The following is a 13,118-nucleotide window of genomic DNA, read 5'->3' as shown; positions in this document are numbered from 1 at the left end:
TGCCCTTAAATAAAATAATAAAACGGCTAAAAGCCGCGGCAACATCAAAAAAGACTATAAAGTGGCGATATATATCGCCACTTCATTTAAAAAAAATCAATATTCGTCTTCTTCGTCTTCTTCATAAAAAGCTGGCGAGTCACTCGGCTTATCGCTTGGTGCTCTACCCACTTCATTTTTTAGCGAAACAAGATCAATGAAATGATCCGCTTGGCGGCGCAAATCATCCGAAATCATTGCTGGTTGCGTTGAAAGAGTGCTAACAACACTCACTTTCCGACCCTTGCGTTGCAAAGCTTCCACCAAAGATCTAAAATCACCATCGCCAGAAAAAATAACAAAATGATCAACGGTTTCCGAAAGCTCCATTGCATCAATGGTAAGCTCAATATCCATATTGCCTTTTACCTTTCGGCGACCTGCCGCATCAGTAAATTCTTTGGCTGCCTTAGTAATGACACGATATCCATTATAATCGAGCCAGTCAATAAGTGGACGAATCGAGGAGTATTCTTGATCTTCAACCAAAGCAGTGTAATAATAAGCGCGTAAAAGATAACCGCGCTTTTGAAAAGCTTTTAGAAGTTTTCGATAGTCGATATCAAAACCTAATGTTTTGGAGGCGGCATATAAATTTGCGCCGTCAATAAAAAGAGCAATTTTCTCTCTTGGGTCAAACATATTTAAAACCATCTTTTTATAATATGCATTACTAATTGAATGCAGAGCTAAAATAACTGGAACAATACACCTAACTTAATGTAGTTGTGCAGTGATGCCAAGACAGAACTTTAGGAATTTTAACTCTTTGGTTGGTTTTTCTTGTTTTTTTTATAAAAACTGGTTATGTAAGCCTCAAATCCATTAAACCGCATATAATGAAAGGGGCATCTATGGCCCGCGTTACTGTTGAAGATTGCATTGATAAGGTTAACAACCGCTTTGAGCTTATTCTTCTGGCTAGCCACCGCGCCCGTCAGATTTCTCAAGGTGCGCAAATCACTATTGACCGCGACAATGATAAGAATCCTGTTGTTGCCTTGCGTGAGATTGCTGATGAGACCTTGTCACCAGCCGATTTGAAAGAAGATCTTATCCATTCCATGCAAAAGCATGTCGAAGTTGATGAGCCTGAAATTGCACCAGCACTTCTTACTCATGATGATGCAGGTTTGGGTGATTCGTTATTTAATGATGACGTTGCAGATCAACCTATAGTCTTTGATCAAATGTCTGAAGACGATCTTCTTGCTGGTATTGAGGGCTTGGTTGCCCCTGAAAAGAATGATGATTACTGATTCTAAACTATTGAATTAATCATTATTAATCGACTTTATATAAAACCGCCACTGTAACAGTTGGCGGTTTTTTTGCATTTATAGGTCTAATTCAATTAGATGAGCCAAACAAGATTTCATTAAAACTATTTTTTACACAATAAGCGCATAAGCCTATAGAAGCGTTTTATGGCATTGAATAATCGCCAAACATATGCAAATTTAAGCGTATGAATTGGGATGATTTACGAATATTTTTAAGCGTTGCGCGCAATAGTCAGTTGCTTAAAGCTGCCAAACAGCTTGGAGTTAATCATACAACTATTTCGCGGCGCCTAACCGCGCTTGAACACCAATTGAACACCAAATTAGTGACGCGCAGCACCACTGGAACGCAGCTCACCGATGCAGGTGAACGCCTTTTAAACCATGCAGAACAAGTTGAGGCGCAAATGTTGCAAGCACAAGCGCAAATTGGTGGCGAAGATGTGCAGCTTAGTGGTACCATTCGTATTGCTGCACCTGATGGTTTTGGTGTTTCTTTCCTTGCTAAGCATTTACCGCAATTATCAGAAAAATTTCCAGATTTAACCTTGCAATTGGTACCGGTCTCACGCAATTTTTCGCTGTCCCAACGCGAAGCCGATATTGCGATAACCGTTGAGCGCCCTGCGCAAGGGCGGCTTATTGCCAAAAAGCTGACCGATTATAAATTGCGCCTTTATGCCCATAAGGATTATTTAAAGCGCCATGGCCACCCATTAGATATTCAAGATATATTAGTACATCATCGCAAGATTGATTATGTTGACGATCTCATCTCCACCCCTGCCCTTGCTTATAGCCATGAGATAAGTGAAGATTGGCATTCTAATTTTCAAGTATCTAGCACATTAGGGCAATTGGAAGCCATTATAGCTGGCGGCGGCATTGGTATTTTGCATAGCTATATCGCTAGAACTTATCCTGATTTGGTGGTAGTGCTGCCAGAAAAAGCAATTATTCGCTCCTATTGGCTATCCTATCATGAAAATTTAAAAGGCATTCGCCGTATTCATGAAGTGGCAAATTTTATTTCCCAATCTATCGAAACCAATCGCGCTGCTTTTCTGTAAAAAGCTGAGTTAACCAAATTCAATTTTGTCTGTTTATAATCTAACCATATATATTGACCAAAAATTCAAATAGACTACTATATCTAGTATTCAAGGTTATTTGATTCTGTTCAAATTTAAAGGGAATTTGGTAGATAGCTTAATAATCAATGCCTTACATTTGATTATAGATATTATTCCAAAGCTGCCCCCGCAACTGTGAACAAGGAGCAATAACGGTTTAACCACTGAGCAAAATTTTTAAAATCATAATTAGCATCATTGCTAAAATGAAATTGAAATAACGCTTGGGAAGGTCGTTAATTGCGTTGAGCTGTGAGCCAGGAGACCTGCCTTGAATAAATGTCAACAGACGGGGTGTCTGCACTGGCGAGGTTTAATCGGCGCATCTTTGCGCCCTTTTGGTTTAGGTCTATTGCCTGTGCCAATGCGTTAAACTCACCCGTGCAAATGCCTCTTTAGGCTTCGGGAAGGAAGTTTATAATGCTTTATCTAAAAATTTTTGATGTCCAATACATCAAGGCCCCACCATTGCAGCAGTAACTAAAGCTATAGCGCCGTCGAGCTACAATAAGCAGCATTGAGCTTTGCTGCTTTAATATTTCTGACAGCGCCATCCTCCATGACAAAGCACGGATTTAACGCAGCATAAGGCTAAGCCCTTATTGCTCGGCGTTTATGCTTAACCAAAACTCTATAAAGTACCAAAGCTAGTTATCCTCAAAAGGAATTTATCTCATGCAAGTTACCATCTATTCAAAGCCCCAATGCGCTCAATGTACTGCTACTTACCGCGTTCTTGATACTAAGGGTATTGCTTACAATATTATTGATATTACTGAGAATGAAGATGGTTTTTCGCGGGTTCAATCGTTGGGCTATCGTCAAGTTCCTGTTGTTGTTGCAGGTGATCATCATTGGGCTGGGTTTCGCCCTGACATGATTGCGAAGATTGCATAATATGCTTTTGCTTGCCTATTACTCGAGCTCGACCGGCAATACTCATGCTTTTGTCGAGCGCTTGCAATTGCCCGCCTTTCGCATTGATCGCAAAGAACCAGCCAAACATATAGGTGATGACTATATTTTGGTGTTGCCAACCTATGCTGATGGCGAAGGAAATGGCGCTGTACCCAAAGCCATTATCCATTTTTTAAATGAAGAAGAAAATCGCCACCGCATTCGCGGTGTCATTGCTGGTGGCAATCGCAACTTTGGCAATACCTATGCCCTTGCTGGCGATATTATTGCGCAAAAATGCAATGTGCCTTGCCTTTATCGCTTTGAACTGCGCGGCACGCAAGAAGATGCTGACAATGTTCATGAAATCTTAAAAAACTTTAAAAATCTTGGAAAAAACCAATGCTAGACCAGCCGCAATTGGATAAATCGCAAATAGCAAAATCAGCGCGCAGCGAAACACAGCTTGATTTTCATGCCCTAAATGCCATGCTTAATATTTATGATGAAAATGGTACAATCCAATTTGAAATGGATAAAATGGCAGCGCGGCAGTATTTTTTGCAGCATGTCAACCAAAACACAGTTTTCTTTCATAATTTAGAAGAAAAACTCGATTACCTTGTCGAAGAAGGTTTTTATGAAAAAAGCGTGTTAGATGCCTATGATAGCGATTTTATAAAAAGCCTTTTCCAACGCGCTTATGGCTTTAAATTTCGCTTTCCAACTTTTCTTGGCGCCTTTAAATATTACACCGCGTACACCTTAAAAACACGCGATGGCACGCGCTATTTAGAACGTTATGAAGATCGCGTTGTCATGGTTGCATTAAGCCTTGCACGCGGCAATCAAGAACTTGCAATAAAATTAGTTGATGAAATTATCACCGGTCGCTTCCAGCCTGCTACACCAACTTTTTTAAATGCTGGTAAACAGCAGCGCGGCGAACTTGTTTCATGCTTTTTATTGCGCCTTGAAGACAATATGGAATCAATTGGCCGTTCTATCAATTCGGCTTTGCAATTATCAAAGCGCGGCGGCGGCGTTGCCCTTAGCCTTACCAATTTGCGTGAAGCGGGCGCACCGATCAAGCATATTGAAAACCAGTCATCAGGCATTGTACCAGTGATGAAAATGCTTGAAGATGCGTTTTCTTATGCCAACCAACTTGGTGCGCGCCAAGGGGCTGGTGCGGTGTATTTACATGCTCACCACCCAGATATTTTAACTTTTCTTGACACCAAGCGCGAAAATGCAGACGAAAAAATCCGCATCAAAACCTTATCCTTAGGGGTAATTATTCCTGATATTACGTTTGAGCTTGCCCGCCAAAATGAGGAAATGTATCTATTTTCTCCTTATGATATTGAGCGTGTCACCGGAAAATGCATGAGTGATATTGAAATAAGTAAGCATTATCGAGACTTTGTTGATAATCCTGATATTCGCAAAACCCGTATTAATGCCCGCATTTTTTTTCAACGCCTTGCAGAAATTCAGTTTGAGTCAGGTTATCCTTATATTTTATTTGAAGATACCGCCAATCGACTTAATCCGCTTGCTGGCCGCATTTCAATGAGCAATCTTTGCTCTGAAATTTTGCAAGTAAATAACGCCAGCGAATTTAATGCCGATCTTTCTTATAAAACTATTGGCAACGATATTTCCTGCAATCTTGGTTCGCTCAACATTGCTAAAACGATGGATTCTCCCAATTTTGGCAATACGGTTGAAACAGCTATACGCGCCCTTACCGCTGTTTCACAAATGAGCAATATGGAATGTGTTCCTTCAATTGCTAAAGGCAATCGTGAAAGCCATGCCATTGGTCTTGGGCAAATGAACCTTCATGGCTTTCTTGCTCGTGAACATATTTATTATGGCTCACCTGAAGCGCTTGATTTTACTAATATCTATTTTTACACCATCACCTATCATGCGCTTTGTGCCTCGAACAAATTAGCGAAGGAACATGGAAGTCACTTTTTAGGATTTGAAAACTCTGCCTATGCCGATAAGAGCTATTTTGCCAAATATATAAATGAAGAATGGCAGCCAAAAACTCCTAAAGTGATTGAGCTCTTTGCAAAAAATGCAATTGCTATCCCCACAAAAGATGATTGGCGTGAATTAGCCGATAGAGTTGCCGAATATGGACTTTATAACAGCTATTTACAGGCTGTGCCCCCAACCGGCTCTATTTCCTATATTAATCATGCCACCTCGTCCATTCACCCTATTGTGTCAAAAATCGAAATTCGTAAAGAAGGCAAAATTGGCCGCGTCTATTATCCAGCGCCTTATATGACCAATGACAACCTTCAATATTTTGAAGACGCCTATAAAATTGGCCCTGAAAAAATCATCGACACTTATGCCGAGGCCACTCGCCATGTCGACCAAGGCCTATCGCTAACACTATTTTTTCCTGACACTGCAACAACACGCGACATTAATCGCGCGCAAATCTATGCATGGAAAAAAGGCATTAAAACTATTTATTATGTCCGCATTCGCCAAGATGCCCTAAGCGGCACCGAGGTTGAAGGCTGCGTATCATGCAGTCTTTAAGGAGCACATCAAATGAACCATTTAAAAGCAAAACCCGTACGCGCCATTAATTGGAACCGCGTTGAAGATGAAAAAGACCTTGAAGTTTGGAACCGCTTGACGGTTAATTTTTGGCTGCCAGAAAAAGTACCTCTTTCTAATGATATTGGCTCTTGGGCAAGCCTTACCCGTGAAGAACAAATTTTGACCATACGCGTTTTCACCGGTCTTACTTTACTTGATACCGTTCAAAATTCCGTTGGAGCGATATCACTTTTAGAAGACGCTGAAAACCAACATGAAGAAGCAGTTCTTACCAATATTGCCTTTATGGAAGCGGTACATGCACGCTCCTATTCGTCAATTTTTTCTACCCTTTGTCTTACCGTTGATGTTGATGAAGCATTTCGTTGGGCGGAAGAAAATCGCTATTTGCAAGAAAAAGCAAAGCTGGTGATTGAGCGTTATCAAGCTGATGATCCATTGAAGAAAAAAATCGCCTCGGTTTTTCTTGAAAGCTTTTTGTTCTATTCTGGTTTTTATCTGCCAATGTATTGGTCAAGCCGCGCTAAGCTTACTAATACTGCTGACCTTATCCGCCTTATCATTCGTGATGAAGCAGTGCATGGCTATTATATCGGCTATAAATTCCAAAAAGCCTTTAAAAAATGCAGCAGTGAAAAACAGCAAGAAATTAAAGATTTCACCATTGCATTTTTGCTCGACCTTTATGAAGTGGAAAGCAAATATACTGAGGACCTTTATGACGCGGTTGGCTTAAGTGAAGATGTGAAAATGTTTTTGCATTATAATGCTAACAAGGCGCTGATGAATTTGGGTTTTGATGCGCTTTTTCCAGCAGAAATTTGTGCGGTCAATCCGGCTATTTTATCAGCCCTATCACCCGCAGCCAATGAAAATCATGACTTTTTCTCAGGCTCTGGCTCATCTTATGTTATTGGTAAAGCAGTTGCCACGCAGGATGAAGATTGGGCTTTTTAAACATCAATAAATTAGCACAACCTATTAAAATATAAGAGATTATTGAAAATTCAAAAAAATAATCTCTTATATAATCATGCAAGACATTGCGTTAATTGCTCACGCAACCAATCTTGATCAAGCCCGCGGCCAATAATAATAAATTTTGATAGTGCCTTTTCTTCATTCCAAGGTGAGCCATAATCAAAAGCCGCTACCTTATGCACTCCTTGCAAAATAAGCCGCTTTTCTTCACCAGCAATGGCAAAAACGCCCTTATAGCGCAACATATCATTGCCAAAATCTTCAATCAATTTTTCCATAAAGCTGCCTAAGCGATCAATATCAAAAAGCGCCATTTCAAAATAAAGCGATTGGATAGTATCCCCCCAGGATTGCTGCTGCACGCCCTGCGCGGAAAAAGCACTAAAGCACGGCTTTTGCGCTTCATCAAAGCCCAAACTACCCTTGGTTATTTGCAGTTCATCACTTAATTCAAAAGCCTTGACATTGAGCCAAAGTTCCTGTGGGCAAGCACCATTAACCACTTCAAAAAAGTCAGCTTTACAATTGATTTTACTTAATCTTTTTAAGATTGATTGTTTTTTTTCGCTGTCAATACGATCAGTTTTGGTTAAAAAGATACGATCCGCAAAGGCAATTTGCGCTACCGCCACATTATGCTCATCCAATTGGCGCTCAATATGCTCGCTATCAGCAAGGACAATGCAGGCATCAAGCATAGTTTTTTCGCGCAGATTATCATCAACGAAAAAAGTTTGCACCACCGGCGAAGGGTCAGCAAGTCCAGTGGTTTCAATTATGATGCGTTCAAAATCAACCAATCCTTTGTCGCGCTTTTCAAGCAATTGATTAATGCCAGTTGCAAATTCACCCCGAACACTACAGCAGACGCAGCCATTGCTCATTTCTACAATTTCAAGCTTATCGCGCTTTTCAAGTAATATGCCATCAATGCCTGTTTCACCAAATTCATTTTCAATGATCGCAAATGGTGTCTTTTGATCATTGCGTAATAAATGATTGATTAAGGTTGTTTTACCAGAACCCAAAAAACCCGAAAAAACGGTAACAGGAACAACCATAAGAAAACCCTTTAATAATTTAAAATCAAAACTTTAACATAAATTCTTTATAAAAATTAATGCTTTTTTAACCATAACTTTAAATAAAGCTTTAACCATAAGTTAATTAATTAACACAACACCCTGATTATAAAAGAAAATATAATTTAAAGAATTGAATAAAATGCCGCAAGAACTACATTTTGGAAATATTTAACAAAGCTCTTGCAAATCTATGTAGAGCCAAAATATCATCGCCCTAATCTAGCAGCACTTAAAACCACCTTTGCCACCAAAACGAGCATCTTGCCTATCTTTAAAAAATTCAGGATAAGTCATGGGTGTTTGGTCTGGATGGGTCAATCGCATATGTTGAACATAATTATCATAGTCAGGCACGCCAATCATTAATTTAGCCGCCTGCCCCATATATTTGCCGGCCTTAGCAATTTTGTTAAACATGGCATTTCCTCCACCAATATTGAACGCTTAGTATCATTAAACGTTTGGCATAGATTTTTAAATTGTTAATATGGTCTGCCAATTTTTAAAATGAGCAGACCATATTCGTTTCAGCACATAGTTTTATGCCGTCTTAGCATCTCTATATTCTTCAGGAATATATTGGTCTGGCAATCTTTCATAAGGTAATTCGGCAGATGTAGGCTTATCGTTTTTAAGCGCAGCCATTGCCGTTTTGATTGAATAGATTGCGAGCGAAATGACAACCAACATAAAGAATGCAGTTAAAGCGCCATTCACTGTATTGCTAATTTTGCCCTGCATATTTGCGGCATTTGATGCAGCAACAAAAAAGCTCAATTTTGCATCAAATATTTTAATCCAGCCAGCAGTCATAGTGCAAATAAGCAACCAACATGCAGGAATAATGGCAACCCACGCAAAACGTTGACGCTTCATCTTAAACAAGACCACAGCGCACAACATCAAAGCTATTGCAGCAAGCATCTGGTTTGCAATACCAAATAATGGCCATAATGTATAAATGCCGCCTTTACCTGTTTCATCAAGGGCACCGACCATAACAAAATAGCCCCAAAGCAAGACAACAATAAATGTCGCTAAAAGATTTGCTGGCAGGCTATCAGTTTTACGCAAGTCTGGATGCACGAGACCAAGAAGATCTTGCAGCATAAAGCGAGCAGAGCGGGTGCCTGCATCAACCGCAGTTAATATGAACAAGGCTTCGAACAAAATCGCAAAATGGTACCAAAACGACATACCAAGCCAGCCAGACATAGCATTATGCAAAATATGCGCCATACCAACAGCCAATGTTGGCGCACCTCCAGCACGGCCAAGAATACTTGGTTCACCAACATCTTTTGCGATTTGCTGCAAAATTTCTGGCGTAACATGAAAACCCCAGCTTGAAATAATTTGGGATGCAGATTGTAAAGCATCAACTGTTCCATTGGGAACCAACGTGCCTAAGGGGGTATTCATGGCAAAATAAACACCAGGATTAATGACACAAGCAGCCACCAAAGCCATGATAGCCACAAAAGATTCCATCAACATGCCACCATAGCCAATATAGCAAGCCTGTGTTTCATTGGCGAGCATCTTGGGCGTAGTACCTGATGAAATAAGCGCGTGGAAGCCCGACACTGCACCACAGGCAATGGTAATGAACAAGAATGGGAAAAGCTGCCCAGCCCATACAGGCCCACCTTTTGCCGCAAAATCTGTCAATGCTGGCATTTCAAGCGTTGGTCGTAAAATAACGATACCAATAGCAAGACCAATAATGGTACCAATTTTTAAAAAGGTCGAAAGATAATCACGCGGTGCGAGCAAAAGCCAAACCGGTAAAACCGCAGCGATAAATCCATAAAAAATAATGATACTGGCAAGTGTTGGCTTATTAAAACTTAAATAATGTCCAATACTACTATCTGCGAACCAACCACCTGAAATAATAGCAAATATCAGGAAAGCGATGCCAATGATGGAAACTTCACCCACCCGACCTGGGCGAATATAGCGCAAATAAACACCCATAAACAGTGCTAAAGGAATGGTAAAGCCAACCGTATAGGTACCCCAAGGACTACCATCAAGAGCATTAACCACCACCATAGCCAAAACGCCGAGAATGATAAGCATAATCATAAAACAGCCAACAAGAGCGATGACGCCGGGTATTGTACCCATTTCTTCACGCACAAGCTCACCCAGTGAGCGACCATCGCGGCGAGTTGAAATGAAAAGAACCATAAAGTCTTGCACAGCACCAGCAAGCACACAACCTGCCAAGATCCAAAGCATGCCAGGTAAATAACCCATTTGCGCGGCAAGAACTGGCCCAACCAATGGCCCAGCACCAGCGATCGCAGCAAAATGGTGGCCATACAATATATTCTTGTCAGTTGGCACATAATCAAGCCCATCATTATGGCGCACAGCTGGCGTCATACGGGTGGGATCAGCCTGTAAAACTTTATTCAAAATAAACATGCCATAAAGGCGATAAGCAATGAGATAAACACAAACTGCCGCAACAACAATCCAAACCGCATTGATCGCTTCGCCACGATTTAAAGCAATATAGCCTAAAGAAAATGCGCCAATAATTGCCAGCAAACCAAGAATAAGTTTGTGCGCAGCGCTTAAAGGCTTGGCTCTATATAACATAGGTAACCCTCCAATAAGGACAGAATCTGTCCGGCTCCTCGAAATGTGGCTATATTGCGACTAGGTGCAAAAATTTGCAAACATTTTTATAGAAGCTATAAATTAAATCGGGGATTAAAAGCTTAGAGTAAAAGTTAATTAGCCTATGATGCCCTGATGTATAGATGAAATATTTCCAGCTATTTATCTAATAGATATAAAAACCGGTAAAGAACTGCGGTGGCTATAAATCCGTCATCTATTTTCATAAATTAGCCTTTTGGTTAATAAACCTGATAAATTATCAATCAAATACGCCATTCAATTTTTAGATTTCAACAATCGCATTTTATAAGCAAAAAGTAATGTATAGGCATTGCTTCATCAAATTGTAATAAAAATACAATGTTGCTGTCATCAACACCGCATACCAAGCTTCGAATTAAATTGATTTGACAAAAGGGTAAGCGGGCTTTGGTCTTAAGCAATTTGCAAAGCATTGCGCCTTTTTTCCACTTTTAAATCTAAAGGATATTTCCTTTATATTAGGAAAGCAAACTATGCGTATATTGCAAATTAGCGACACTCATATGAGTCCAACAAAACCACATTTTAATGCCAATTGGCAACCCGTCAAAGATTATATTTTAGACGTCAAGCCTGATATGATCATTCATACCGGCGACCTTAGCATTGACGGCGCTGATAAGGATGAGGATTTGCAATTTGGTATTGAACGCATGCGCTCACTTAATATTCCTTTTGCAATCATACCCGGCAATCATGACGTTGGACACTTAAATGGCGCGTTTCAACCGGTTGATGATATTCGTATTACGCGCTGGCAAAATATTATAGGTCCAGACCATTGGTTTCATGATATAGGTAACTGGCGGCTTATTGGCTTAAATAGCCTTTTTATCGGACTTGATGATGTGCGTGATAATGCGCAGCAAAACTGGCTTAAAGAAACGCTTGAGGCCAGCAAAGATAAAAATATTGCAATTTTTGCCCATAAGCCACTTTTCATGGATAGCCCTTTTGAGGGGGAAACAGGATATTGGGGAATTGAACCCAAAAAGCGCCAAGAGCTATTGGATTTATTTGCGCAGTATCGGGTTAAGCTTCATGCAAGTGGCCACATCCATAAAAGTCATAAAGCCCATCATAACGGTATTGACTTTATTTGGACGGCACCAACATCCTATATCGTTGAATTTAACGAAACCGCCCTTCCTGGTGTAAATTGCCTTGGCGCTGTCATGCACGAGTTTACAAAAGACAATGTAACAAGCACGCCAATATCTATTCCTGGGCTACAAAAATTCATCATTGATGACATTATTGGTGAAGTCTATCCCATGCATTCAACCAGTGGGGATAAAAAATAATGAGCGCTTTTGCTTTACAAAATATATCCAAATCTTTTGGCGACAATGTTATTTTGAAAAGTGTTTCCATCAAGGCAAGCGAGAACGAATTTATTGCGCTTGTCGGCCCATCGGGCTGCGGTAAAAGCACATTATTACGCATAGCAGCAGGTCTTGAACATGCTGATAGTGGCAAAATCATTGTTGGAAAGCATGATATGACCCATGCGCGACCAAGCGAGCGTAATATTGCCATGGTCTTTCAATCCTATGCGCTATACCCGCATTTAACCGCTGGGCAAAATATAGCCGTTCCTTTAGCTATGCGCGATTTAACCGATACCCAGCGCTTGCCCATTATTGGCAGTTTTATGCCTGGCTATCGTGCAACTCGCCAAAAAATTGATCGCGCCGTAGCAGAAACGGCTGAAAGCCTAAAAATTGGCCCATTTTTAAATAGAAAGCCGGGGCAAATGTCAGGTGGACAAAGGCAGCGTGTTGCCTTGGCCCGTGCATTGGTACGCCGGCCGAAAACCTTTTTGATGGATGAGCCTCTATCTAATCTTGATGCCAATTTGCGCGTGCATACACGCGCTGAAATTGTGGATTTACACCGTAAGGCTGGCGTGCCGACATTATATGTTACCCATGACCAAACCGAAGCTTTGAGCATGGCGGACCGCGTTGCCGTTATGATGCATGGCAATTTATTGCAGATAGCCGCGCCGACCGAGGTTTATAATAATCCAAGCCATATAGAGGTGGCGCGTTTCATCGGATCGCCACGCATTAATATTATAACTGCCCTTTATAATGAAAATGCCACGCTCAACATTGCAGGAAAAATCATTAAGCCCAATGCAAGTCTCACCATTGGGCAAAAAGTGAAAATTGGTATCCGTCCCGAACATATCCGCATAAGTGATGAAACTTCACCAATAAAAGGCAATATTGCCCGTGTTGAATTTATCGGCAATGAAGTTTTAGCCGCAATCAACCTACCCAATGAAAGCGACGAATTAATTGCCCGTTTCACGCCAGAGGAAGCGATATCCCTTCAGGTAGGCACGCCCATTCATCTTGATTTTGACGATGAAAAACTGCTGTTTTTTGATCACGACGGATTGCGGATAAGATAAATCA

Annotated in this window: 12 protein-coding genes and 1 riboswitch; of the genes, 8 read left to right on the top strand and 4 right to left on the bottom strand. The window is 40.7% G+C overall.

Features of this window, described 5'->3' with window-relative positions; translation table 11 throughout:
• Positions 1–96: 96 nt before the first annotated feature.
• Positions 97–681: an NYN domain-containing protein gene (locus H3299_RS04045; protein WP_182419034.1), complete on the bottom strand. Its 585-nt coding sequence runs from the start codon at positions 679–681 to the stop codon at positions 97–99.
• A gap of 212 nt (positions 682–893) precedes the next feature.
• Here H3299_RS04045 and rpoZ point away from each other — a divergent pair, with 212 nt between their 5' ends.
• From rpoZ to nrdF, 6 genes are all read left to right on the top strand, one after another.
• Positions 894–1,298, top strand: coding sequence for a DNA-directed RNA polymerase subunit omega (gene rpoZ / locus H3299_RS04040; protein WP_182419033.1), 405 nt, complete (start codon positions 894–896; stop codon positions 1,296–1,298).
• A 209-nt stretch (positions 1,299–1,507) separates the two neighbouring features.
• Complete coding sequence (locus tag H3299_RS04035; protein ID WP_182419032.1) at positions 1,508–2,392, top strand: LysR family transcriptional regulator; 885 nt, start codon at positions 1,508–1,510, stop codon at positions 2,390–2,392.
• A gap of 76 nt (positions 2,393–2,468) precedes the next feature.
• A riboswitch (cobalamin riboswitch) is annotated at positions 2,469–2,744 on the top strand.
• 386 nt (positions 2,745–3,130) lie between these two features.
• The gene (gene nrdH / locus H3299_RS04030) at positions 3,131–3,352 is read left to right on the top strand and encodes a glutaredoxin-like protein NrdH (RefSeq protein ID WP_182419031.1); all 222 of its coding nucleotides are present in this window, start codon (positions 3,131–3,133) and stop codon (positions 3,350–3,352) included.
• A gap of 1 nt (position 3,353) precedes the next feature.
• The gene (nrdI, locus tag H3299_RS04025; protein WP_182419030.1) at positions 3,354–3,761 is read left to right on the top strand and encodes a class Ib ribonucleoside-diphosphate reductase assembly flavoprotein NrdI; all 408 of its coding nucleotides are present in this window, start codon (positions 3,354–3,356) and stop codon (positions 3,759–3,761) included.
• Positions 3,755–5,923, top strand: coding sequence for a class 1b ribonucleoside-diphosphate reductase subunit alpha (gene nrdE / locus H3299_RS04020; protein WP_182419029.1), 2,169 nt, complete (start codon positions 3,755–3,757; stop codon positions 5,921–5,923). Before nrdI ends, nrdE begins: the two co-directional genes overlap by 7 nt.
• A 12-nt stretch (positions 5,924–5,935) precedes the next feature.
• Positions 5,936–6,904, top strand: coding sequence for a class 1b ribonucleoside-diphosphate reductase subunit beta (gene nrdF / locus H3299_RS04015; protein ID WP_182419028.1), 969 nt, complete (start codon positions 5,936–5,938; stop codon positions 6,902–6,904).
• A gap of 74 nt (positions 6,905–6,978) precedes the next feature.
• On the opposite strand, the gene H3299_RS04010 is transcribed toward nrdF, so the two are convergent.
• The 3 genes from H3299_RS04010 to H3299_RS04000 form a co-directional block, all read right to left on the bottom strand.
• On the bottom strand, positions 6,979–7,989 hold the full coding sequence (locus H3299_RS04010) for a GTP-binding protein (RefSeq protein ID WP_182419027.1): 1,011 nt from the start codon (positions 7,987–7,989) through the stop codon (positions 6,979–6,981).
• Between the two features lie 243 nt (positions 7,990–8,232).
• Entirely contained in the window at positions 8,233–8,430 is a 198-nt protein-coding gene (locus H3299_RS04005) for a YbdD/YjiX family protein (protein ID WP_182419026.1), read from the bottom strand.
• 123 nt (positions 8,431–8,553) lie between these two features.
• Positions 8,554–10,626, bottom strand: a complete 2,073-nt coding sequence (locus tag H3299_RS04000; RefSeq protein ID WP_182419025.1) for a carbon starvation CstA family protein — start codon at positions 10,624–10,626, stop codon at positions 8,554–8,556.
• Positions 10,627–11,165: 539 nt separating this feature from the next.
• Here H3299_RS04000 and H3299_RS03995 point away from each other — a divergent pair.
• Together H3299_RS03995 and H3299_RS03990 are read left to right on the top strand one after the other, a co-directional pair.
• On the top strand, positions 11,166–11,996 hold the full coding sequence (locus tag H3299_RS03995) for a metallophosphoesterase (protein WP_182419024.1): 831 nt from the start codon (positions 11,166–11,168) through the stop codon (positions 11,994–11,996).
• Positions 11,996–13,114 carry an ABC transporter ATP-binding protein gene (locus H3299_RS03990; protein WP_182419023.1) on the top strand — a complete coding sequence of 373 codons (1,119 nt, stop codon included), beginning with the start codon at positions 11,996–11,998 and terminating at the stop codon, positions 13,112–13,114. Before H3299_RS03995 ends, H3299_RS03990 begins: the two co-directional genes overlap by 1 nt.
• Positions 13,115–13,118 lie beyond the last annotated feature (4 nt).

It is taken from the genome of Bartonella sp. HY038 (genome assembly GCF_014117425.1).
Classification (GTDB): domain Bacteria; phylum Pseudomonadota; class Alphaproteobacteria; order Rhizobiales; family Rhizobiaceae; genus HY038.
Note: the sequence above shows the minus strand (reverse complement) of the source record. Positions and strands in the feature narration are given on the sequence as shown.